Annotated in this window: 22 protein-coding genes; 11 read left to right on the forward strand and 11 right to left on the reverse strand. The window is 38.1% G+C overall.

Going from position 1 to position 24,864, the window contains the following annotated elements:
• Positions 1–43: 43 nt before the first annotated feature.
• The 4 genes from FA047_RS02805 to FA047_RS02820 all read right to left on the reverse strand — a co-directional run bounded on the left by FA047_RS02805 (position 44) and on the right by FA047_RS02820 (position 4,224).
• Positions 44–1,957 carry an AMP-dependent synthetase/ligase gene (locus FA047_RS02805; RefSeq protein ID WP_136834458.1) on the reverse strand — a complete coding sequence of 638 codons (1,914 nt, stop codon included), beginning with the start codon at positions 1,955–1,957 and terminating at the stop codon, positions 44–46.
• Positions 1,958–2,082: 125 nt separating this feature from the next.
• Positions 2,083–2,409 carry a HesB/IscA family protein gene (locus tag FA047_RS02810; RefSeq protein ID WP_136834459.1) on the reverse strand — a complete coding sequence of 109 codons (327 nt, stop codon included), beginning with the start codon at positions 2,407–2,409 and terminating at the stop codon, positions 2,083–2,085.
• Between the two features lie 79 nt (positions 2,410–2,488).
• Entirely contained in the window at positions 2,489–2,902 is a 414-nt protein-coding gene (gene iscU / locus FA047_RS02815) for a Fe-S cluster assembly scaffold IscU (RefSeq protein ID WP_136834460.1), read from the reverse strand.
• A gap of 110 nt (positions 2,903–3,012) precedes the next feature.
• The gene (locus tag FA047_RS02820) at positions 3,013–4,224 is read right to left on the reverse strand and encodes an IscS subfamily cysteine desulfurase (RefSeq protein WP_136834461.1); all 1,212 of its coding nucleotides are present in this window, start codon (positions 4,222–4,224) and stop codon (positions 3,013–3,015) included.
• A gap of 125 nt (positions 4,225–4,349) precedes the next feature.
• Here FA047_RS02820 and mce point away from each other — a divergent pair, with 125 nt between their 5' ends.
• The 7 genes from mce to FA047_RS02855 all read left to right on the forward strand — a co-directional run bounded on the left by mce (position 4,350) and on the right by FA047_RS02855 (position 9,705).
• Complete coding sequence (mce, locus tag FA047_RS02825) at positions 4,350–4,757, forward strand: methylmalonyl-CoA epimerase (RefSeq protein WP_136834462.1); 408 nt, start codon at positions 4,350–4,352, stop codon at positions 4,755–4,757.
• A gap of 75 nt (positions 4,758–4,832) precedes the next feature.
• Positions 4,833–5,081, forward strand: a complete 249-nt coding sequence (locus FA047_RS02830) for a type B 50S ribosomal protein L31 (RefSeq protein ID WP_099437417.1) — start codon at positions 4,833–4,835, stop codon at positions 5,079–5,081.
• A 71-nt stretch (positions 5,082–5,152) separates the two neighbouring features.
• A complete protein-coding gene (locus tag FA047_RS02835) occupies positions 5,153–6,328 on the forward strand; it encodes a putative sugar nucleotidyl transferase (RefSeq protein ID WP_136834463.1) in 1,176 nt (391 codons plus the stop codon).
• Between the two features lie 52 nt (positions 6,329–6,380).
• Positions 6,381–7,142, forward strand: coding sequence for a triose-phosphate isomerase (gene tpiA / locus FA047_RS02840; RefSeq protein ID WP_136834464.1), 762 nt, complete (start codon positions 6,381–6,383; stop codon positions 7,140–7,142).
• A complete protein-coding gene (gene prmA / locus FA047_RS02845; RefSeq protein ID WP_136834465.1) occupies positions 7,142–7,981 on the forward strand; it encodes a 50S ribosomal protein L11 methyltransferase in 840 nt (279 codons plus the stop codon). The genes tpiA and prmA overlap by 1 nt, the downstream gene beginning before the upstream one ends.
• Positions 7,982–7,983: 2 nt before the next feature.
• A complete protein-coding gene (locus FA047_RS02850) occupies positions 7,984–9,342 on the forward strand; it encodes a UDP-N-acetylmuramate--L-alanine ligase (protein ID WP_136834466.1) in 1,359 nt (452 codons plus the stop codon).
• 33 nt (positions 9,343–9,375) lie between these two features.
• The gene (locus FA047_RS02855) at positions 9,376–9,705 is read left to right on the forward strand and encodes a helix-turn-helix domain-containing protein (RefSeq protein ID WP_048906616.1); all 330 of its coding nucleotides are present in this window, start codon (positions 9,376–9,378) and stop codon (positions 9,703–9,705) included.
• A gap of 9 nt (positions 9,706–9,714) precedes the next feature.
• Here the strand turns inward: FA047_RS02855 and FA047_RS02860 are convergent, their stop codons facing one another.
• From FA047_RS02860 to FA047_RS02875, 4 genes are all read right to left on the reverse strand, one after another.
• Positions 9,715–10,836, reverse strand: coding sequence for a GNAT family N-acetyltransferase (locus FA047_RS02860; RefSeq protein ID WP_136834467.1), 1,122 nt, complete (start codon positions 10,834–10,836; stop codon positions 9,715–9,717).
• 81 nt (positions 10,837–10,917) lie between these two features.
• Entirely contained in the window at positions 10,918–11,106 is a 189-nt protein-coding gene (locus FA047_RS02865) for a hypothetical protein (protein WP_136834468.1), read from the reverse strand.
• A 410-nt stretch (positions 11,107–11,516) separates the two neighbouring features.
• Positions 11,517–14,468, reverse strand: coding sequence for a ligand-binding sensor domain-containing protein (locus FA047_RS02870; RefSeq protein ID WP_136834469.1), 2,952 nt, complete (start codon positions 14,466–14,468; stop codon positions 11,517–11,519).
• Positions 14,465–15,256, reverse strand: coding sequence for a LytR/AlgR family response regulator transcription factor (locus FA047_RS02875; RefSeq protein ID WP_136834470.1), 792 nt, complete (start codon positions 15,254–15,256; stop codon positions 14,465–14,467). Before FA047_RS02875 ends, FA047_RS02870 begins: the two co-directional genes overlap by 4 nt.
• Before the next feature lie 182 nt (positions 15,257–15,438).
• Between FA047_RS02875 and FA047_RS02880 the strand changes: the two genes are divergently transcribed.
• Together FA047_RS02880 and FA047_RS02885 are read left to right on the forward strand one after the other, a co-directional pair.
• Complete coding sequence (locus tag FA047_RS02880; protein WP_136834471.1) at positions 15,439–16,167, forward strand: ferritin-like domain-containing protein; 729 nt, start codon at positions 15,439–15,441, stop codon at positions 16,165–16,167.
• A gap of 17 nt (positions 16,168–16,184) precedes the next feature.
• Positions 16,185–17,042 carry a ferritin-like domain-containing protein gene (locus FA047_RS02885; protein ID WP_136834472.1) on the forward strand — a complete coding sequence of 286 codons (858 nt, stop codon included), beginning with the start codon at positions 16,185–16,187 and terminating at the stop codon, positions 17,040–17,042.
• Between the two features lie 68 nt (positions 17,043–17,110).
• On the opposite strand, the gene FA047_RS02890 is transcribed toward FA047_RS02885, so the two are convergent.
• Positions 17,111–18,235, reverse strand: a complete 1,125-nt coding sequence (locus FA047_RS02890) for a CofH family radical SAM protein (RefSeq protein ID WP_136834473.1) — start codon at positions 18,233–18,235, stop codon at positions 17,111–17,113.
• A gap of 112 nt (positions 18,236–18,347) precedes the next feature.
• Between FA047_RS02890 and FA047_RS02895 the strand changes: the two genes are divergently transcribed.
• Both FA047_RS02895 and FA047_RS02900 read left to right on the forward strand, forming a co-directional pair.
• Positions 18,348–19,595, forward strand: a complete 1,248-nt coding sequence (locus FA047_RS02895; protein ID WP_136834474.1) for a M16 family metallopeptidase — start codon at positions 18,348–18,350, stop codon at positions 19,593–19,595.
• On the forward strand, positions 19,585–20,862 hold the full coding sequence (locus FA047_RS02900) for a M16 family metallopeptidase (protein WP_136834475.1): 1,278 nt from the start codon (positions 19,585–19,587) through the stop codon (positions 20,860–20,862). The genes FA047_RS02895 and FA047_RS02900 overlap by 11 nt, the downstream gene beginning before the upstream one ends.
• Before the next feature lie 11 nt (positions 20,863–20,873).
• On the opposite strand, the gene FA047_RS02905 is transcribed toward FA047_RS02900, so the two are convergent.
• The gene (locus tag FA047_RS02905) at positions 20,874–22,769 is read right to left on the reverse strand and encodes a DUF3857 domain-containing protein (protein ID WP_136834476.1); all 1,896 of its coding nucleotides are present in this window, start codon (positions 22,767–22,769) and stop codon (positions 20,874–20,876) included.
• Position 22,770: 1 nt separating this feature from the next.
• Complete coding sequence (locus FA047_RS02910; RefSeq protein ID WP_136834477.1) at positions 22,771–24,756, reverse strand: DUF3857 domain-containing protein; 1,986 nt, start codon at positions 24,754–24,756, stop codon at positions 22,771–22,773.
• Positions 24,757–24,864 lie beyond the last annotated feature (108 nt).

Consider the following 24,864-nt stretch of genomic DNA (forward strand, 5'->3'; position numbering starts at 1 on the left):
GGTATATAAATTTTAAAATTTATGCAAAAATAGGTAATTGTTTTTAATCTGCGTCTACAGTTTCTGTATACATTTCATTGATAGTTGCGGCATATTTATTTTCGATCACCTTTCTTTTTGCTTTTAAAGTGGGAGTAATTTCACCCTCCTCCATGCTAAAAGGATTGCGTTTCACTTTGAAATTCTTTATGCGTTCAAATTTCGCCAGTTCATTTGAATACTTCCTGATGTCTTGCCCGATCCAGTCAATGATCTCTTTTTCTTCAATGAAAAGTTCTGGCTTTTGGAAAAATGATTCAGGCAGATTAAAAGCTTCCTGTAAGTTTTCCTTGTTAGGAATCACTATTGCTGTCAGATATTCACGTTTATCGCCAATTAAAAACAACTGCTCTATTTTGAGGCTTTTCAGATATACATTCTCTACTGGGGTGGGGTATACGTTTTTACCATAAGCATTTACAATCATGTTCTTTAAACGATCTGTTATTTGCAGGTTACCTTTATAAAATCTGCCGATGTCCCCTGTATGAAACCAGTTGTTTTTATCAATAGCTTCTGCAGTTTCAGCCGGCTTATTAAAATATCCCTGCATCACGCAGTGTCCGCGGACGATGATTTCTCCTTCGGGACATTTAAAATCTTCATTGAAGGATTCATGGGTCTGGATATTGATCATTTCCTTAGTTTCTACATCCTGAATGCCTATTTCAATACCCGGTATTACACGTCCAACCGTGCCATAAACTTGTCTATGGTATTCGGTAACTGCCATTACCGGAGAAGTCTCTGTTAATCCAAAACCTTCTAATATTTTAATGCCAAGATTTCCGAAGAACTCCCCTACATTTTTGGGCAAGGCAGCGCCGCCGGAAATCATGAACTTTAGTCGGCCCCCTGTTTTTTCTTTTATCTTACTGAATACTAGTTTTTCAGCTATCGCTTTTTTTGTAGATAAGACCATTCCAGGATTATTGCCATCAGCCTTCTTTTTTCGGTAGTCCTGTCCTGTTGCTAAAGCCCAAAGGAAAATCTTTGCCTTTAATCCGCCAGCAGAAGTACCACTTTTAATGGCTTTATCATGGATTTTTTCCAACAACCTCGGAACGCAATTCATGACTGTAGGTTTAACTTCACCCATGTTTTTAGCCAGAAGTTCCAGACTTTGTGCGAATGCTATTTTGCAGCCCTGAGCACAGCAAACATGATAGGTCGCAGTACGTTCGAAAACATGAGATAGGGGTAAAAAAGAAAGAAAAGTTTCAGTTTCATCGATAACAGGTATTTGCTGTAGACAAACCTTTACATTTTCGACAAAGTTATAATGCGAAAGCATAGCTCCCTTAGGTGTTCCTGTAGTCCCGGAGGTATATATCAAAGAAGAAGTATCAGAAGGACTCAGGCTATGACGGATATTTGCTATTTCTGCAGTTCTTTTGTTACCAAGATTGGGTGCAGAACTTAGAACTTCTTCAAAACTTATGATCTGCGCATTTAGATCTTCCGGTACGGTTACTTTTTTATACTCTGCAAATGCCGGTATGATGTAAGAAAGGTTTCTGCAGTTATCGGCTATTTTAAGGACCTTCTTATATAAGAAGGTGTTGCCTATAAGTATTGCTCTAATGCCTGAATCGTTGATGATATATTCGACCTCATGTTCTGATAGTGTTGGATATATTGATACGTTAATAGCGCCTATTTGCTGTATTCCCTGATCATAATAAACATACTCCGGAGAATTTTCTATCATAAGACCCATTCGATCGCCTTTTTTTATTCCTCTTTCTAAAAAGAAAGAAGAAACAGCATCTGCATTTTCAAGTGTGGTTTCGAATGAGATATTTTCCCATTCCGTGTTTTTTTTATGTATAAGAAAAGTCTCTTCCGGTTTATGGATGTTTTCTACTACATTTCTGAGTAAACTAGGTACTGTAGAATGCTCGTTAAATGATACCATAATTATGTTTGGTTAGCTCGTGATCACAATTATAAAATAATACCCTATAATAAACAAGTTACTTTGTATAGGCTATATATTAAAAAAGGGCGCCTAAGCGCCCTTTCAAATATAGTGAATGTCTGTTAAACGGAGAAACTTTCGCCGCAACCACATGATCGGCTGGCATTTGGATTGTTGAAGTTAAATCCTTTTCCATTTAATCCGTCGGTAAAATCAAGTTCAGTTCCGGCCAGGTATAAAAACGACTTCATATCTAATGCTATCCTGATGCCCCTGTCTTCAAAAAATTGATCTCCAGTCTTTTCTTCATTATCAAAATCTAGATTATATGATAATCCTGAACAGCCACCGCCTTTAACTGAAACGCGCAAAAAATAGCCGCTATCCAGATGCGAATCATGCATAAGGTTGTCAATTTTGCTTTTTGCTTTATCCGTTATTGTAATCATTGTATTTATGATTTACGAACTACGATTTTAGATTTGCTATTTACCAATCTAAAATCATAGTTCCATGATCTAAAATTCCTTAGTGGTGTGACTTTGCTAATTCAATTGGTTCCATACCGTTTTTAATGCGGTAGTCATTAATTGCTGATTTAATTGCGTCTTCAGCCAAAACCGAACAGTGAATTTTAACTGGAGGTAAAGCCAATTCTTCTACGATATCCATATTATCAATTGTTAAAGCCTCATCTATGCTTTTGCCTTTTAACCATTCTGTGGCTAACGAAGAAGATGCAATCGCAGATCCACAGCCAAATGTTTTGAATTTAGCATCGGTAATCATATTGTTTTCATCCACCTCAATCTGCAAGCGCATTACGTCACCGCATTCCGGTGCACCAACCAATCCCGTTCCTACAGATTTGCTGTCCTTATTTAGAGTACCAACATTTCTGGGGTTGGTATAATGTTCCATTAATTTTTCTGAGTAGGCCATTTTTATTTTTATTTTGATTTTAGACTTACGATGTCCAAAACCTGTTAAATGTTATATCTTTTGACTTTAGATCGAAATCGTAATTCGTAAATCTAAAATCGTAATTCTCTTTAGTGTTCTGCCCACTCTATTTTACTTAAGTCAATTCCATCTTTAAACATTTCCCAAAGTGGAGAAAGGTCTCTTAGGTGGTTAACTGCTTTTTTAGTATTTTCAATTGCGTAATCAATTTCTTCCTCGGTAGTAAAACGACCTAATCCAAAACGGATAGACGAATGAGCAAGATCATCCGATAGCCCCAGATTCTTTAAAACATAAGATGGTTCCAGTGAAGCAGAGGTACAAGCAGAACCTGATGATACTGCTAAATCTTTCATTGCCATCATTAGGCCCTCACCTTCAACATATTTGAATGAAATATTTGCCACGTGAGGCAAACGATGCTGAACGTTACCGTTGACATAGCTTTCCTCAAGCACAGTAAGTGCACTTTCTAACTTGTCTCTTAACGCTGATAAACGCTTCGCCTCTTCATCCATTTCAAGACGGCAAAGCTCACATGCTTTACCTAAACCAACAATACCAGGAACATTAAGCGTGCCTGAACGCATTCCTCGTTCATGGCCTCCGCCGTCCATTTGGGCGGTTACCTTTACCCTTGGATTTTTACGGCGAACATATAATACGCCAACACCCTTAGGTCCATACATCTTATGTGCGGAGAATGCCATTAAATCTATGCCATCTGCATTTACATCTACTGGTATTTTACCTACTGCCTGTGTGGCATCAGTCATGAATAGAGCACCGAATTTATGAGCAATTGCAGCTATTTCTTTAATAGGCTGAACAACCCCGATTTCGTTATTGCCATACATGATGGTAACAAGAATGGTTTGTTCAGTCATTGCGGCTTCCAATTCCTGAAGATCTACAAGTCCGTCTTCTTTTACTTTAAGATAGGTTACTTTTGCACCTTGTTTTTCCAGGTGTTTACAGGTATCTAATACAGCTTTGTGTTCTGTAGTAGCAGTAATGATGTGATTACCTTTGTCCTGATACATTTCAAAAACCCCTTTAATACCAAGATTATCAGCCTCTGTTGCTCCTGAAGTAAAAATGATCTCTTTTTCTGTACAGCCAATCAATTTCGCAACTTGCTCGCGGGAATAATCAACAGCTTCTTCGGCTACCCAGCCGAAAGCATGATTGCGGCTCGCAGCATTACCGAATTTATTAGTAAAGTAAGGTAACATAGCTTCTAATACTCTGGGATCCAAAGGTGTAGTAGCATTATTATCTAAGTAAATAGGAAGTTCCATTGTTTTGTTTATTCTTAATAAGACACAAAGATACGAAAAAAGATTGCCAACAATTATAAATAATACCTATGATGGTATAGTTAAAACTCGCATTTTTACATTTTTCTAACCTTTCTTTGCAAATTATGAACAAGATAGAACATATAGGTATAGCAGTAAAGAATCTGGATGCATCCTGTGAACTTTATGAACGTCTGCTTGGTGCAGTTTGTTATAAAAAGGAGAATGTTGAATCTGAAGCTGTAAATACGGCATTCTTTAAGACGGGAGGCAATAAAATAGAATTGCTGGCCGCTACCTCGGCAGGTAGCGCGATCGCTAAATTCCTTGATAAGAAAGGGGAGGGAATTCATCATATCGCATTTGATGTAGATGATATTCTGGCTGAAATGGAAAGATTAAAAGCAGAAGGGTTTAATTTGTTGAATGAACAACCGAAAAAAGGTGCAGATAATAAGCTAATCTGCTTCGTGCATCCAAAAGATACAAATGGTGTACTCATAGAATTGTGTCAGGATATAAAAAATATCTGATTACTATTTGTTTCTAAAAAATAAATTCCGATATTTGCATCCTTAAAAATAAGCGACAAATAAGTATATAACAATATGAAAAAAGATCTGCATCCATCAAACTATAGATTTGTAGTGTTTAAAGATATGTCTAACGAGTATTCTTTTTTAACAAAATCTTGTGTAGATACTAAAGAGACTATTCAATGGGAAGATGGTAATGAGTACCCTCTATATAAATTAGAGATTTCTCACACTTCTCACCCTTTCTATACTGGTAAAATGAAATTGGTTGATACTGCCGGCCGTATCGATAAATTCAAAACTCGTTACGCTAAGAAGTAATTCTACCAATAATAAAATTATTTTAGAGTCCCGTTGCTGTTGCTTCGGGACTTTTTTTATTTTTGCTGCTTATGATGATCAATTTATTTGATGATAGTGCATGGCAGTCCCTGCGTCCACTATCTTTCACGAGGCCTGTCGCTGATCTCCGCGTTGGAATTCTGACAATAGCTGAAAAGTGGAAGAAGTATTTGAATGCTGAACCTGGATTTTTAACAATTGCGTATCTCGCTGAAAAGTATCCTGCTAACAATAAAGCAGAGTGGTTTATAAATGGATCAATATGTCCGGATAAAGGTTTAGTCGACGCCATAAGTAGTCTGAAAATAGGAGAATCCTTAAAAAAAGGAAATCTCCTGATCGCTTATCGTACAAATGCAGGTGAACTTTTAGCTCCGGATTCAATTGCTCAGTTTGACGCCAAAAATTACGCGGAAAGTTTTTTGAGAATTGAGTTTCCAGAAGATATTTTTAAGTTTAACCACGTAGAACTCACAAAAGATTTTTACCTGATTACCCATGGGCGAACTTCAGCCAGTTTGAGTGCTACCAATACTTTCTTAGGTGAAAACTTCTTTGCAGAAGAGGGGGCTGTAGCTGAATGCTCGACATTTAGTAGTCTTTCTGGGCCAGTTTATCTTGGGGCAAATGCTGAAGTATGGGAAGGTTGTCATATCAGAGGTTCTTTCGCTTTGTGTCACAACTCACAGGTAAAAATGGGTGCTAAAATATATGGACAGACAACCATCGGTCCTTATAGCAGGGTTGGCGGCGAACTTAATAATGCCGTCATATGGGGATATTCGTCTAAAGGACATGAAGGATATCTTGGGAATGCAGTATTAGGGCAATGGTGTAATATTGGTGCCGATACTAATAACTCTAATCTCAAAAACAACTATGCAGATGTAAAGCTTTGGGAATATACTTCTGAAGGTTTTCGCGATACGAAACTACAGTTTTGTGGATTGATTATGGCTGATCATGCTAAGTGCGGAATAAATACCATGTTTAATACAGGTACAGTAGCAGGAGTAAGCGCCAATGTATTCGGACCGGGTTTCCCAAGAAACTTTATTCCAGATTTTTCATGGGGGGGGACTCATGGATTTGAATCTTATAAACTAGAGAAAATGTTCGAAACAGCGGTAAAAGTTTATGAACGAAGAAATCTGGAATTTAATCAGATAGAAAAAGATATTTTAACACAGGTTTTTAACGATACAGAAGCCTATAGACATTTTTAAAGGTCCAAAGAGCCTTAAGTCTTTATTGACCACACACAATAAAATTATAATTATGAGAAAAAAAATAGTAGCCGGAAACTGGAAAATGAATTTAAACTATGCTGAAGGAATATCCTTGTTTTCAGAAATAGTAAATATGGTGAGAGATGAAAAAAAGGGCGATCAACAGGCCATTATCTGTGCTCCCTTTATACATTTAAACAGTCTTGCGCAATTGGGAGGATCAACTGTAAGTATTGGTGCTCAGAACTGTCATCAAAAAGAAAGCGGAGCCTACACAGGGGAGATCTCAGCAAAAATGATAAAATCAGTTGGTTGTGAATATGTCATCATTGGGCATTCAGAAAGGCGTCAGTATTTTGCTGAAAGTGATGAACTGCTGGCTGAAAAAACAGTTATTACTCTGCAGAATGACTTAATACCGATCTTCTGTATTGGAGAAACTCTTGATGAAAGAAATAATGGAAGCTATTTTGAAGTATTAAAATCTCAGTTTCAAAAAGGCATTTTTGGACTTGAAGGTAATGATTTCTCAAAAATAGTCATTGCATATGAACCTGTATGGGCTATAGGTACAGGACTTACGGCTACTTCTGAGCAGGCGCAGGAAGTTCATGCATTTATTCGTAAAGAAATTGATGCTAAATATGGAGTTGAAATTGCTGAAAATACTACTATTCTTTATGGGGGAAGCTGTAATCCTAAAAATGCTGCTGAATTATTTGCTCAGAAAGATATAGATGGCGGTTTAATCGGAGGCGCGTCGTTAAAATCAAGAGACTTTGTTGACATTGTTAAAACTTTCAACTCTTAATGCAATATATTCAGGTTACTTTCCACTTCAATAAAGTTGAAGAATATCAAAAAGATTTGCTGATTGACGAACTTGCCAATATAGGATATAACACATTTGAAGATAACCAAGATGGGTTTTCCGCATTTGTTGATTTTGATCATTATAGTGAAAGCCAATTAAAAGAGATGCTATTCCAGTTCGAAGGTGAACTGGAATATACCTATACAGTTACTGAAATTGCAGCGGAAAATTGGAATGAGGAATGGGAAAAGAATTTTGAACCATTAATAATTGATGAGCAGTGTTATGTAAGGGCTACTTTTCATCAACCACAACCGCAGTATAAATATGAAATAGTCATCGATCCTAAAATGGCTTTTGGTACCGGACACCATCAAACTACTACGATGATGATGCAATATATCTTGTCTGCCGATTTAAGTAATAAGAATATACTTGATATGGGGTGTGGAACTGGTATATTGGCCATTCTTGCTGCCAAAAGAGGTGCGAAAAATCTAGTAGCGATAGACAATGACGAGATATGTTATCTAAGTGCGATTGAAAATTCGGCTTTAAATAATATTGAAAATATTGAGGCGCTTTGTGGTGGAAAAGAAGTGATTCCTGATACTGCCTTTGATACCATATTGGCAAATATCAATAGAAATATCTTACTTGATCAGATCTCCACCTATTCAAATGTGTTAAATTTAGGTGGAAGTATTTATTTTAGTGGTTTTTATGAATCTCCAGATCTCGATATGATCACTAAGGAATGTGAAAAGTTTGGAATTAATTATATAGATCATAGAAGGATTGGCGAATGGGTCGCCGCTCATTTTAAAAAGGACTAGTTATGCGTATACATTTTATTGCTATTGGTGGTAGTGCTATGCACAACCTGGCAATTGCTTTACATAAAAAAGGATATCAGGTTACAGGATCTGATGATGTGATCTTTGAACCATCAAGTAGCAGACTGGCTAAACATGGAATCCTTCCTGCGCAAATGGGTTGGAATGAAAACAACATTACTGCGGATCTTGATGCTGTGATATTGGGCATGCATGCGCTTACAGATAATCCGGAGTTACTCAAGGCACAGGAGTTGGGAGTTAAGATCTATTCATACCCGGAATATATTTATGAGCAAACAAGGAATAAGCTTAGGGTTGTAATAGGAGGCAGCCATGGCAAAACAACTATTACTTCGATGATCTTGCATGTTCTTAATTATTGCAATAAGGATTTTGATTATTTGGTAGGAGCTCAATTAGCTGGTTTTGATACCATGGTGAAAGTAACGGAATCAGCGCCGGTGATTATTATTGAAGGTGATGAATATCTGGCGTCTCCTATAGACCGCAGACCAAAGTTCCATTTATATAAAGCTAATATTGCAGTGATAAGTGGTATTGCATGGGATCATATTAATGTATTCCCAACTTATCAGGACTATATCACGCAGTTTGAGATATTTATAGGTACTATCCAGGCCGACGGAACTCTGATCTATTGCAGCGCTGATAAAGACTTAACCTCAATTGTTCAGCAATCCAGTGCTCAGATTAAAAAAATAGGGTATGAAATTCCGCAACATGAGGTAAACAAGGGTATAACTTATTTGTTGCCAGACAGAACTGAATTAAAAGTATTTGGTGATCATAATTTAATGAACTTAAATGCAGCAAGGTTAGTTTGTAATGAATTAGGTATCGAAAATGATACATTTAATCTTGCTATTTCGTCCTTTACCGGCGCTTCAAAACGATTAGAACTACTAAATTCTTCTGGAGAAACAAACGTTTATAAGGATTTTGCTCATTCTCCATCAAAGCTAAAAGCCACAATAGATGCTGTAAAAGCACAATTTACTACAAGAAAACTTGTTGCATGTATAGAGTTACATACATTTAGCAGCCTGAATAAAAATTTTTTAGCACAATATGCCCATACTATGAACAAAGCAGACCTTGCAATTGTTTACATAGATGAGAAAACTTTTGTACATAAGAAACTTGAACCATTCACGAAATATGATGTTCAAGTAGCATTTAACAACGATGACTTGCTTTTTTTCGACAACTCAGCGTCTTTACAGGCTTACTTATCAGACATAAATTTTTACCAAACGAACCTGTTGTTGATGAGTTCTGGAAACTTTGGCGGATTAGACCTTGCGAAATTGGCACGTGAGTTGAATATACTATCCTAAAAAGAACAAGAATAACAAACCTAAATTTACGACATGAATATCATTGGTAAAAACATTAGACAATTACGCCAAAAGAACGGCTGGAGCCAGGGGGAAGTTGCTAAACGTTTAAATATTTCAATTCCTGCATTTTCAAAAATAGAAACTGGTATTACCGATATAAACATATCTAGATTGGCACAAATCGCTAATTTGTTTGAAGTATCTACCATGGACATTATTTCTAAGGAAGGGGAGAACCCACAGTCGCTTAATTTTGAAGAAATCAATAGCTTAAAGGATAAACTGTCTCAAAGGGAAGAAGAAATTATTAAACTTCAAAAAAAGGTCATTGATCTTTACGAAGAAATCCGCGAGAAATAGTCTCTTGATTTAAGAGAATATTTTACGCAACGTCAGGTGCCGCTTTCCAAAAGTGGCACCTGTTGCTTGGTGGATAGCCAACATCTTATCATTGAAATCACCCACCCAGGAAAGCTCCAGCTCGTCATACTGATTCATGGGCAAAACATATTCCTTTAATTTAATGAATAACGCCGATTCTAAACCATGTTTTTGATATGCTCGTTTAGTTCCCATAACTATGGCGCGCATTCTGTTAACGCCAATCCATCGTTTGTATACAAACTTTAATTTTTCTACTAATCCTAGCTTTCCATTAAAGCCTTTGATCATTTGATTTGCATCAGGAATAATGACTACAAATGAAGCTGGTTCTCCGTTCACGTAAGCAAACCAAATCAGCTTTTCATCCATTATGGTTTCCATTTTTTTGAAACTCTCCAGTAATGTCTCTTTTTTGATCGGTACAAAATTCTCAAAATCCTGCCAACCGTCATTGTAGATTTCCATAAGATCACTAACATACTTTTGAGCATTTTTCTTAGAAAAATGCTCAAAAGTATAACCTGCTTTGCCAGCTACCCAATTTGCAATTTTGGTAAAGCGCTCAGGAAATGGCTTTCTTACAGCTAAATGATTCGTAATCTGCTCATACTCCTTCTCAAAACCATAATTTTTAAAGAAATCATAATAATACTCCGGATTATAATTCATTCCATAGGATGGAGGGATAAAGCCTTCTATAAGCAATCCCCAAAATGAGTCATTTTCCCCAAAATTGATCGGTCCATCCATGGCTTTCATACCTCTTTCCTTCAGCCAGGATTGTGCTGTATCAAATAGCAAATATGCAGCCTTCTCACTGTTGATGCATTCGAAGAAACCCATTCCCCCTGTGGGTTGCTCATAATTGTATGCTTTTTTCTCATTGATGAATGCAGCTACGCGACCAATAGTCTGGCCCTGGTCGTCCTTTAAAATCCAGCGTGTACATTTACCATGATTAAAAAATGGGTTCTTTTCCTTGTTAAAAACCAGTTCTATATCCTGATCAAGAGGACAAATCCAATTTCCATCATCTTTATAGATGAAACGAGCAACATTTAAAAAGTCTTTTTGGGTTTGTTTATCAGATACAGGTACTATTGTCATGCTTTTTTAAATAAGGGGGAAGGAGTCAAAATAAAAAGCATCCCGTAAGGATGCCTCTTAATCATTTATGTTTTAACTAAATTAATAATCGTCGTCGTCATCGTCAGAACCAAAATTATCAAAAGTATCAAGATCATCTAATGGCATGTCGAAGTCGTCATCGTCATCTTCAAATTTCTTATTTTTACTAACTTCTTCATGTGAATCTTCCATCTCTGTTTCAGGATCAACTAATGGACTTTGCTTAATTGGTTTCTTTGGAGTTTTCATTACAAATAATATAATTCCCTAGGGTTCTTTATTTATGAATTAAATTTACAAAAAATCTTTTTAAATAGAAACAACGCTCTTTTGTTTGTTTTTTTGTTAGTCCAAAAATAATACAAAAAACACTTTTAAGAAAGAGTAAACGACAAAATATTGACTTTTTTTAGCATTAAAAAAAGCCTAAACCAGCATCAAAAAAAATGGTAAAGCTATGAACTTTACCATTTTTTAACACACAAATGAAACCTGAATTGAGATATAGTTTTAGGTTAGGTAAAATATCTTTGATCAATTCTATAAGAACGCTTTTTACAAACTCTGTTTGTTTTAATATCTATAACAAGTTTAATGCAAATTTAAACACCATTCTTTATTACTTAGTAAGTGGTATGAAAAATTGAGTAAACGGTATTTTAGTGTGTCAAAGGAATAGAGATAGAGACAAATGTGCCTGATTTTCCATTTTGTCTGATCTGCATCTGTATCGGATTTGCTTCAACCTGATTTAGTAGATTGATCCTTTCTTTAGTCAGATCCATTCCTTTACTTACATGTTCACCTTTCTTGTCTCTCAGCGAGTTTTCTATCCCGATCCCATCGTCGATGATATTAATCAACAAATGGTCGTTTCCTGTCAGATTGATTTGAATGTCTATTTTTCCTCCCTCTTCTTTCGGCATTATGCCATGCCATATAGCATTTTCAATATATGGCTGCAACAGCATAGAAGGTATCATAGTTTCTTCTTTCTCGATCTCCGGATCTACGTTAATCGCATAATTGAACTTTTCACCAAACCTTTTCTTTTCCAGACTGAGATAAAGTTCCAGGTATTCAAGTTCTTCTTCCAGCGTTATAAAGCTTCGTGTACAGATGTCGAGATTTTTCCTGATCAGCTTTGCAAAGCCGGTTAATATTTTATTTGCAGAGGCCGTATCTTTAGTATTTATGTAGTGCTGGATAGAATTCATTACATTAAATACAAAGTGGGGGTTCATCATGGCTTGCAATGCGCGTTGCTCCAGCATCAAGATCTTGTTCTTCAACAGTAACTGCTCCTGTTCTTTATTCTTTTGTCTTCTCGTCACAACCACTGCAATCTTGTAAAACACAAATCCAGCAATAATAAATACAAGTCCCAAAAACCATAATGTTTGCCAAAAATGTTCTTCTAAAACAAATTTGACCAATGTCGCTTTTCCCCATTCACTGTCATTGTACTTTGCACTCAGTTCAAAAACATATTCACCCGGCTCTAAGGAAGAAAACTCAAGTCTTCTGTTTTTAGTTTCTGTCCAGTTGGCATCAGATTTTAATCTGTACCTGTAGGTAATGTTCTTGTTCTGAAAGTCTATCGCGCTATAATAAAAAGTAATGTTATTGTTAGAAGGATCAAGAACGTGTTTCAAACCATTTAGACTAAGTTTAACTTTGTTGTTTACTATCGATGATATCAAAACCACAGGTAACTCATTGGTTGCCTTAGATTTGTTTACAGGAAAGTAAACTAAACCATTATTTGTAGCAAAATAGGCGTAGTCAGTATCAATGTACAGACTGTTTACGTCGTCCTTCAGTAAAGCATTGGTGTATTCGAAAGTTTCAACAGTAACATTTTTATCAGCTAATGAGACTCTATTTATACCGCTGTTGGTAATAATCCATACTGCATCGTCTTTGACAAAGAGTTTCTTGCATATATTGTCTGCCAGCCCGTCACGCTGCGTAATTACCTTAATGATCTTTTGATCCTTCATAAACAGGATTCCGTATCCATCTGTAGCCAAAATGATCGTTCCGTCATTCAGTTCTTTTATATCATTGATCCTACGCGTAAGTAATTGACTTTTCTTAAAATAGCTGTATAATTTCTGATTTGATAGCTCTGAAAGCCCATTGATATTGGAAAACCAAAGATTTTCATCTTTGTCATAAAATGTGCAATAGGACCTGTTGTTAAAGACATCTGCGCCTTCCTTAAGGTAAAGTGAACTGAATTCAAATTTGTTGATTCGATCGTGCAAAATAACCACACCGGAAGATAGGGCCATGGCCAGACTTCTATTCTTGGCCAGACTAAAGCTCTTGATCACAAATACCAGATCATTTGATTCTCTTAAATAATCTATCTGTTTATCTGTATTGTGAATATTGTTCAGTCTTCCTAAACCATAATCAGAGGCAAAATAAACAGCATGATTGACGCTATCGAAACTAAGCTGTTTAATGACATTATACTTTTTCTTATCTGGTAATGTGATTTTAACCACATCATTCTTTTTCAGGTCCAGGACATTGATGTTTGCTTCATCAAAACCCAGCCAAAACCTGTTTTTGTCGTCTTTAATCAGACTTTTTATAATATCACTTGTCAGCCCGTCCGTTTTATTAATGATATAGAGACGTTCGCTCTTTTTGGGCAACATGTATATTCCATTATTTGTGGTAAACCACATATTGCCCTTCATGTCTTCTATTACCTGGCTGGTAGACATGTTGTGCAGATAATGAACTTTGCTGCCATCAGACTGGATATGATAAACGCCGGATGAAGTACTTAACCAAACATTTTTCGACCCATCCATGTAAAAATATCCCAGTTCATTGTTCAAAAGAGACCGATCTATAACATATTCAAAATGATCGTTACTGTTTTTTTTTGTTACCAACCCATTTTTATTGATGTAGGCCAGCAAATGGTCAGATGTGCTCAAAATTGTTTTATAAGATATCGGCAGATCAGTTTGTTCTACAACGTCGAAGTCGGATCCGTTAAATATCCTGACGCTACTGGTGCTGTATGCCCATATCTTACCATTGGCATCTTCATGAATGAAAGTGTTGAAAAACTGACGGTTAACATTCGCAGATATATACTTCATTATGGTTTTTCCATCCCACATCACCAGTATGTTTTTGTTGGTCCCAAACCATATTCTGCCTTTTGTGTCCTGATAGAACGATACAATAACAGCATTGAAGTTCAGTAGCTTAAGGAGCTGATCATTGCTATCGTTGTATATCTTCCCATTAAGAAAATAGCTCAGTTGTCCGTTCAGAGACAAAAACCAGATCCTCCCTGTATTGTCTTCTCTCAGCTGTAAGATTTGATTGTCCGGCAATCCATCATCCACAGAAAAGTTCTCAAATACCTTTCCGTCAAACCTGCTTACACCGGCATCTGTTGCCACCCATATATAGCCTCTGGAGTCCTGTAAAGTATAAAAGCAATTGTTGCTGGGTAAACCGTTTTTTGTATTAAAATACTGGATGTACGTGCTTTGCGGGTAACAGCAGATGCTATAGAAAAAAGCAATAACAAAGGTTAAAAGCCCGGGTAATAATCTATGTGAAACAGTTGTCAATTTGAGGTTGCTTTATCACCGTCAAAACTGGTATATGCCCTGACTTTATCCGCAAAGTCGCTGGCACGTCGTCTTGAAACAGCTAATTTACCACCATTTTTCAATATTACTTCCAATCCATTTTTTGAATTGTATTCCTTGAGGTAATTCAGGTTTACTATGCTCGATTTATGAATCCTTACAAACTGATTATCAGGCAAAATTTCTTCATATTCTTTTAAAACCTTTGATACGGTGATCTTATCACCATTTGCAAGATAAAAAACTGAATAGTTGCTGTCTGCTTCTATATGAATGATGTCGTCAATGCTCACCAGGCTATAACCTTGCCCATTTGGCAGACTGATTTTTCTGATTTCATTACGTTCATTGAGGCTCGCAGAAAGATTTTGTAAACTTTCACTCCTGTTTTCACCATTCTTACTCATAGTAATATACCTCGAAGCTTTATTTACAGATTCCTTCAGTTCGTCGATATCAATAGGTTTTAACAAATAGTCGAGGGCATTAGCTTTAATCGCTTTTAAAGCATATTGATCATAAGCGGTGGTAAAAATAATATGAGCTTTACTCTGTTGAACCTGAGGGATCAGTTCAAAGCCATTTTCACCTGGCATCGCAATGTCCAGAAAAACCAGGTCTATCGCATTTTGCGCCAACAGAGTGCGCGCTTCAGCAACAGATTTAGCTATTCCTGAGACATTAATGTTCTCACAATTTTCCTGCAATAAAAAATATAATGAAGAGCGGGCAAACTCTTCATCGTCTACAATAATGGCATTCAGCACGGTTCTTGGGTTTTTATTATGGTGAATTTATTAAAAAAATGAAGGATAGAAGAATATTTTTTCCAAATGCTAAAACCAAACCTTTTTTTCTTTCGTAGATAAGCCCAAAGACCCTTAAAACTAATAATTATGAAACCTGCGCAGCAAGCTTCATAACCTTTAAAACTTAAAACTAAATAATTATGAAAAACTTACAAGAAACAAAAACGCAGGAGGCGCTGCCAGAAAATGGTAATGTTTTTACTGCGCCATTACAGCGTCGTTCCTTCCTGCAATTTGCAGGGGCTAGTGCAGCAGCTGTAGCTTTAGTAGCAGCAGGATGCAAAAAAGACAGACCTAACATGCCTATGTCCAGCGGTGTAACACTGGATTTTAAAAACGACTTCGGCGTATTAAATTATGCATATGCTTTAGAGCAACTGGAAGCCGCATTTTACATACAGGTTGCTTCTGCACCGCCATCGGGATTTAGCGCAAATGAAAAAGCTTATTTTCAGGACATTCAGTTCCACGAAATTGCACATAGAGAATATTTTAAAAAAGCATTGAGTACTGCTGCAATTGGCAGTTTGGAAGTTGATTTTTCGAGTATCGATTTTACCAGCAGGACAAGTGTTCTCGGCGCTGCGATGGCATTTGAGGACTTAGGTGTTGCGGCTTACAATGGAGTAGGTGTGCGTCTTACGGACGTAAATTTCTTGCTTGCTGCCGGAAAGATCGTTTCTGTTGAGGCCCGTCACGCTTCATACGTCCGCGATCTGGTATCTTATGGAAGCTTTGCAGATTTAAATACCTTAACCGCGCTGGGCGCAAACAATGCGGGCGGTTTGGATGCTGCTTTAACACCTGATAAGGTTTTGCCTATCGCAGGTAAATATGTGAAAACCAAAATTAACGTGATTAACCTATAACCTTAACTCCAGAAAACATGAATATTGTAAATATATTAGAAGAAATAGAAAAAGTTGATGGTGAGATCTATGAAAGATTAAACCCAAGAAGGGCCGCGATGAAGGACTTCTTCAACATGAGCAAAAAAATAACTTTGGCAGCCATGCCTTTGGCACTGGGATCATTGTTCCAGAAAGCATATGGACAGACTACACCTGCAACGGTTAATGAAGTCCTGAACTTTGCTTTAACACTGGAGTATTTAGAATACCATTTTTACAATCATGCAGTGGTTGCTGCTCCTGGATTAATCCCTGCAGGTACTCCCGCAGTTGGTGCAATTACCACGATCCGAGATCATGAATTGGCCCACGTAAATCTGTTAAAAGGTGCATTGGGTACTGCTGCAAGACCGGCATTAGCTTACACTGATTTTGATTTTACTGCAAAGAACACTTTTGCTGACGTATATAGCAATTATCAGACTTTCCTTGCAGTGGCACAGGCTTTTGAAGATACCGGAGTAAGAGCTTACAAAGGTCAGGCTGGTGCGCTTAAAGGAAATGCAGTGCTGACTACTGCGCTTCAAATTCACTCAGTAGAAGCACGTCACGCAGCACACATCCGTTTCATGCGTCAGGGTGGTATCAACGGTGGAGGCGCTGCTATCAAACCTTGGATCAGTCTCGGTGCAGGTGGTGTAGCAAATGACACCGGAATCACTCAGGTTGATGCGGTATATGCCGGAGAGGATCTTGATGTTCAGACTGGTGTAACGATCACTGGAATTGCTACTGGTGTTACTAAAGCTAAAGCTGTGGAATCATTTGATGAACCACTTGCTAAAGCGAATGTTGTATCAATTGCAAATTTGTTTTTAAAAGTTCCTCTTTAGGAAACCTTAAGGAATAATGTTTGTTTAAGTTTAAGATGGGGAAGGAGACGAAAAGTCTTCTTCCTTTTTTAATAGTTGATCACTTGCTCTTCCAGGTGCTCAGGCAGGTCACGGTAGTTGTATTGCTGCCCACGAAGTTGAGGTTCAAAACCGGCCTCACGGATTGCATCCTGAATTCCTTTAGCCGTAAAACGATGTGGAGCACCGGCGGCAGAAACTACATTCTCTTCGATCATAATTGAACCAAAATCGTTGGCGCCGGCATGCAGACAAAGCTCTGCTACATTCTTACCTACCGTCAGCCACGAAGCCTGGATATTGATTACATTGGGCAGCATAATCCTGCTCAGCGCCAGCATCCGGATATATTCATCACCAGAAACATTATTACTGATTCCCCTAAGTCGCTTCAATAGTGTGCCATCATCCTGAAAAGGCCATGGGATGAAAGCCAGAAAACCTTTTGCATGTGCAGGCTTTTCACTTTGTACTTCCCTGATCCAAACCAGGTGTTCAAAACGCTCTTCTATGGTCTCCACGTGTCCAAACATCATAGTTGCTGATGTCGTAATGTCCAGCTGATGAGCGGCACGCATTACATCCAGCCATTCTTGTCCGCCACATTTTCCTTTAGAGATCAACCGTCTTACACGGTCATTCAAAATCTCCGCACCGGCACCTGGCAAAGAGTCCATTCCTGCAGCTTTCAGTGCTTTCAAAACTTCAGTATGGGAAATGCCTTCCAGCTTTGCTACGTGCGCGATTTCCGGCGGACCAAGGGCATGCAGTTTTAAATCCGGATATAATTCTTTCAGTTGTTTAAAAAGGTCGGCATAAAATTTCAGTCCTAAATCCGGATGGTGGCCGCCCTGTAAAAGCAACTGGTCACCGCCGAGTCTGAAGGTTTCTTCAATTTTTACTTTGTACGTCTCAATATCCGTGATATAGCTCTCATCATGTCCTGGTCTCCTAAAAAAATTACAGAACTTACAATTGGCAATACAAACATTGGTGGTATTTACGTTACGGTCTATCTGCCAGGTCACCTTACCACTCGGCACTTGTTTCTTTCTCAGCTCATTGGCTACAAAAGCCAGTTCGGCAGTTGCAGCATTGTTGTATAAAAAAACACCTTCTTCCTTTGTCAGGAAGTCGAATTGCAAGGCCCTTTGTAATAAATCCGTAGTATTCATATTGCAAACTTAGGTAAAATTGGAAAGCATTTATTCACCTTCATGCAATAATTTTAAAGCGCATCATGAATGCTAACACAGTTTTGGCTAAGTTTGCGACAATATTTAAATTATGGTAAATTTCAATCGTTTTACATTAGCTAACGGGCTTCGTGTACTGGTACATGAAGATGATACAACGCCAATGGCGGTGTTAAATATATTATATGATGTCGGCGCTCGCGACGAGGAAAAGGACAAGACAGGCTTCGCACACTTATTTGAACACCTGATGTTCGGCGGATCTGTCAACATCCCAAGTTATGATGAACCGCTTCAAAGGGTAGGAGGTGAAAACAATGCTTTCACCAGTAACGACATCACCAACTATTACATTACGCTTCCCGCGGTCAATTTAGAAACAGCATTCTGGCTGGAGAGCGACCGTATGCTGAGCCTTGCTTTTTCTGAAAAAAGTCTGGAAACACAAAGAAACGTGGTTTGCGAGGAATTCAAACAACGTTACCTGAACCAGCCTTATGGTGATGTATGGCTTAAATTAAGACCGCTTGCCTATCAAACACACCCTTACCAATGGGCAACGATCGGACAAGACCTGAAGCAAATAGAAGATGCCAAAATGGAAGATGTAAAAGCATTTTTCAAAAAGCACTATAATCCGCAAAATGCAATTATGGTTGTTGGTGGCAATGTCAAAACATCAGAAGTTAAAGCGCTTGCTGAGAAGTGGTTTGCTCCAATACCGGCAGGAGATAAATACCACAGAAATTTACCTCAGGAACCAAAACAAACTGAAGCCAGAAGCGAAACTGTAAAAGCTGATGTGCCGCTAAATGCAATTTATATGGCATTCAAAATGCCTGCAAGAAAAAATTCAGAATACCAGACATACGATCTGCTGTCTGACGTACTTTCCCAGGGGCAGTCGTCAAGATTATACAACAGCTTGCTAAAAGAGCAACAACTGTTCAGTGACATTCATGCCTACATCACCAGCAGCATAGACGAAGGTCTATTTGTCGTAGAAGGCAAACTGGTACAGGGTGTTACCGTAGAAGCGGCAGAAGCTGCGATCTGGGCAGAGCTGGATAAAATAGCGACTGAAGAGGTGACAGTAGAGGAAATCACCAAAGTGAAAAACAAGTCTGAATCAATTATGGTCTTCGCTGAAATGAGCCTGCTTGATAAAGCCATGAACCTGGCTTATTATGAATTGCTGGGCGATGCGGCAGATTTGAATACTGAGATCAATAAGTACCTGTCTGTTACCCCACAACGAATTTTGGAGGCTGCAAAAACAACCTTTGTAAAAGAACAATGTTCCACACTTTATTACTTAACTGCCCAAGATGCTTCTTAATCGTATATTAGCTCCCGAATCGAAACAGGTTGATGAAATTAATTTTATTGAGCCGTTAAAGCAAAAACTGGACAATGGCATTCCGGTATTTACTATCAATGCCGGGCAACAGGAACTGGTGCGTATCGAATTTATATTTGAAAATGTAAACTGGGATCCTTCCAAGCCTTTACAGGCGATCGCGGTAAGTCATTTGATCAACAATGGTACCACACAACTAACGGCAAAAGAGATTGCAGATAAGGTGGACTATTATGGTGCATTTTTGCAAACAGAATATGGTGCAGACCAACTTGCTGTTAAGCTCTACACCTTAAATAAACACCTGGCGTCTGTATTGCCCATAATGCGTTCAATTTTAAATGAAAGTATTTTTCCGGAACAGGAACTGGCCATTTTTATTCAAAACCAGAAGCAGTCTTTACAGGTAAACCTTCAGAAAAATGACTTCCTGGCACGAAGGCAGTTTGCAAATGCTTTATTCGGCGACACCACTTATGGATCAAATATAGAAGCCTCTGACTATGAAGCATTGAAAAGAGCTGATCTTGTAGCTTATTTTAAAGCTGCATACAAACCTGAAAACTGTACCATATTTGTTGCCGGTAAATTTGAACAAACCGAATTTGGCACCTTAAATGACAATATTGGGCAGCAATGGGACAACAATTCAGCTGCTGTGGTCAACAAATTCAGCTTCACAGATCATCCTGTAGGAGATATCTTTGTGGAACGTCCTGATGCTATTCAGTCGGCCATTCGTATGGGAGCCCTGGGTATCAGCAGAACGCATAAAGATTTCCCTGGATTCCAGGTTTTAAATTGCCTGCTTGGCGGATACTTTGGCTCAAGACTAATGGCCAATATCCGTGAGGACAAAGGGTATACCTATGGCATCGGGTCTGCTGTTGTTTCCTTAAAGGATGCAGGCTACTTCTTCATTGCTACTGAAGTAGGAGCTGATGTATGTGCCGATGCACTAAATGAGATCGAAAAGGAGGTCAGCATTCTAAAAACAGAACCGATCGAAAAAGAAGAACTGAGCCTGGTGCGAAATTACATGCTGGGTTCTATGCTTGGGAGTTTGGAGAATGCATTTTCTCATGCCGACAAGTTTAAAAATGTTTATTTCTCAGGATTGGACTACAGCTACTATACAAACTATATCCATACTGTAAAAACCATTACATCAGCAGAACTGGCTGCACTTGCTAATCAATACCTCAATACCGAGCGATTTGCAAAAGTTGTGGTGGGGAAAAAATAATTGTATTCTGGCTAATCAATTTTAGCCAGAATACCTTTTTGTTTATCAGCCTGATATATTTTCTTATAAAAGGATACAAATTCATTGTATTTTTCAGGAGGGTATTTCTTGTTGGTCATGGTCTTGGTCCGCGTATAGACTATCGTATTTTCTTTACTTGCAAACTTTGCCGTATACTTTCCAAATTCAGATTCTATCGTGATATCCTTAGGGATAAACTCCACTTTATACCCTTTGGGCAATATGTAAATGATCTCATCTTCGTCATTGAAACTATAATCCACTGCAAAATAGGTTTTACGATTTTCAATAGGGGTAACCACACCATCCTGCCTGTTCAGCAGGTTCAAAGTAAGGAAAAGTTTGTCAGCTCCCTTAGTGAGCAACTGGGATGATTTTAAACCGATCTTTTCATCCAGTACCGCACTGTTTTTATCCGGCTGGGAATAACTCAGGTTACTGATTTCCATATTGGGTATACTCAACGAGTTCAGTACTGTTTTACGCTGCTCAGTCGGATCTTTAAGCAGCATTCCAAGATTACTTTCAAACTGGGCATAGGCATACTTAGAATCAATAGAGATATCTGCATTGCCATCTTCACTAAGCATTACTTTAGTGATGCGTTTCTGGTAATTGTCTGCAGGTTTGTAAACTGGTGTTTGTGCAAGTCTGCCTCCTTCGTCTGTTACCAGCAATACGGTTCTGTCCGAATTGTTGTAACCGATATAACCTGCCGGGACATACTGGCTCGTACATTCCAGCCATGTGGTATCTTTTTGTAAAGGCAGACAAAGGATCATGTGGTTAGCCTGGTTCATACTCGCAAAATTCTTATTCAGCGAAGGCATGTCATTGCCAATCACCACCAGGTGTGATTTAATTCCGGCTTCTTCAAGCATTGCTTTCATGTAGTTCGACAGGGCCTTGCAGTCGCCATAACTTACGTTTGCTACCTTTTCTGCAGCAATAGGTCTGTAACCACCTATGCCGAGCTGTACACTCACATACCTGGTATTTGCCTGTAAGAACTTATACAGCAATTTGATTTTTTCTTCAGGTGTTTTTGCATCCTTAATAATGGCCTGTACTTTTGCCTTAGTCGCTTCTGGCAATACCTGAAGTCCCTTACTCAGGTCCTGCATAAAAGTTCCCAGATTCTTCCAGTTTTCAATATTGGCCTTTGCGTTGTCATACTCAAATTGATTTGGCGCCACTGTTACCCAGGGCAGCACATTTCTTAAACCTGTACTCATAGGCTCATATTCCAGGGCGCTGATGTTCTTGCAACTCCAGTTGTACTCAGTTTTACCTTTTGTTTTCAATGAATCCGTAGCCAGGCCTTTACTTTTGAGGTATTTAAAGGTCATTGTTTCCGGAATGATGAAGGTGAACTTTGACTGTTCAATGGAATGGCCCCATGAACTTGCAGGATACCACATTGGGTAGGACCGTACCCCATTGTAACTAACGCTGTAACTGAATTCAATGGTATAGGGATAGCTCGTATGCAAAAATTCAAGATATTTTATGCGGCTGTCCTCATAGATTGAACCATCAGAGACAGCACTGCGGTCTTTAAAGTCAGATGATTTATAATCTTTGATCTTGTTGCCACTACCATCATACAGCGTAGCTTTTAAACTACTGACGCTGGAGAACTTATCGTAAAATTCGCGCATAATAGATGCATCTTCTCCATTTTTATTCAAAATAGTCATGGCAGTTTTGTAATCCAGACTCGCACTCCCCGGACTTTTTACCTCATAAGTTTGCTGCTCATTTCTAATTACAACAGATGCATTCTTAGTCAAGTCCGCAGGTATTTTACTGACATCGTATATGCCCTGAGCATAAACACTATTAAATGTTGGTACAGTCAGTACAAAAAGCAATAATCTCTTCATTTTAAATTTTCTTTAGTACAATTTGCTCTGCCTGTTTCCTTACTATATTTTTAAACAACTCTTTCAAGTCATAATACTCTTCAGCTGTAAATACCGGTTTTTTAACAGTGATCTTGCTATTTAGCATGATCCTGTTGTCTTCAGCGGCAAACATGAATGTAAATGCCGCAGTTTCATCCGGAAGAATGATTTTTTCGTTCTTAGGCATTTTATCCAGTTGATAATCTTTTGGGAATTCAATGGTCATGCGGAAAATTTCTTCCGATGGAAAACCAAAATCAACAGGAAATTTTCTTTCTTCCAGTTTAAAAGGATTTTCCTTAGTTCTTTCAAATAAAAGCGGTGTAAAATAGGCCAGATTGCCCGCTTCTTCCACATTATCCTCAATTTCTACATCCATTGATTCAATAAGCGGTTCCGAAGGGTTATTCAGGTTGGTGACCTCGTAATTCTTGATGCCCAGACCCGGTTTATCCGATTTGTAATCTTTTAAAAAGTCTGTTTCATTGGCGGCAGACAGGTATTGATCTCTTCTTGCCAAACCTTCATAGTTTGATGAAGAAAGGTACAGCTTTCCGGACAGCTTATGCTCATTGTCCATGGTCAGCACATAATTGATGTTTTTCTTGCTGATTTTATTGTCATCAGTGGATACCCATTGTGCAGATTCGTTTTCCAGGTCTACCTGTAGGCCCTGATGGTTCAGATTAGAATAACTGATCAGATCAACACAATGGTTTTTATCTGTAGCATCCAGCATCACAACATTTTCGCCAATTTTAGCACCTACAATTACATTGTTAAATGCAGTAAGCATCGGCAATCCGGGATGCGCTCCATTGTCTCTTGTACTGATCAGTATAAGAGAGGCCGCTATATCCGCTTCTTTCAATAAGGCGTAAAGACATAAATTAATGTCTGCCGAGTTGCCCGCTTTCTTTTCAAAAATAGCTTTAGGATTAGTTTCAGACGTGTAAAGCTCTGTTTCCTTGTTCCACTTTATGTTATTTTTCACATAATTGAAAATCGATACCAGCATGCTGTCTTTATTGCTCTGGTCACCTTTTATCTGTCCCTTTAAAAGGCTTTTTATAAAACTTTTCTTATCTACAAACTGCCCGAACTTCTCTTCAGTTTTTAATCCGGCTACAAGCTTAGGCCACGTGGTTGTAAATTCCTTATAAGCTTCACCTGGAACAGTGATAGAGGTCAGTTCAAAGTTTACCCTGCTTACATAATCCTGCATGGTGGTAATGAAGCTTTCCTTTTTTAGACCAGGAGCATTTTCAACTATAAAGTTATATTGTCTGCAATTGAGCGTAGCGCCGTTGAAACTCTGGTTTACATTTTCTTGTGTGGGGTTTAAGAACAGAAAGCCATTTGCATTCTGACGGTACCTGTAATACTCAGGAATAGTAGCGGTAAATTCGGAATACAGTGTTGGAATGTCCCTTTGGAAATACCAGGGACGAAGCGTAAAAATAAAGTCAGATATAATTTTGTATTTGTATTCAATGATAGATCCTTCTTTTACATTAGGTAATGCAAACTTTTTAAGTGTAAAGTTTTTATCCTGTTTTTCGGTAAACTTCGCATCCTTGTTGATTTTGCTGGTTACAATTTTCCCGTTTTCAAGATTGTAGGTAGCTGCATCTAACTGGTCGAGCGAAGTCCCGTTTCCCTGGCTCTTATAAAACTGGAGTTCCAGGTTTCCATAATCATATCCGTTTTTGTTGATGATCTTATAACGGGTATGTCGGTCCTGAACATATACAAGACCCTTAGCAGTGAAGTCAAAATAACCTTTTCCCACATCAAACAATACTACTGCTGATGCCGCTGAATCTACACCGCTAACTTTGGTGTCAAATTCAGTGAGGTCAACTTTTCCGTACTTAAATACTTTGTGGTTTACTTTTACTTGCTGGGCATAGCTAGTACATGCCAGTAAAAACAGGCTTAACAGGAGCGCATTTATTTTAATCATCGAGGCTGTAATTTAGATTATGCAATAATAGCATATATCCTGAAAAGAAAAAAGACTAAAATCCTCATCATTTTATATATTGCAATACAAGTAATTACCTAATAGAAC

It is taken from the genome of Pedobacter frigoris (assembly GCF_005116445.1).
In the GTDB taxonomy this organism is placed as follows: Bacteria; Bacteroidota; Bacteroidia; order Sphingobacteriales; family Sphingobacteriaceae; genus Pedobacter; species Pedobacter frigoris.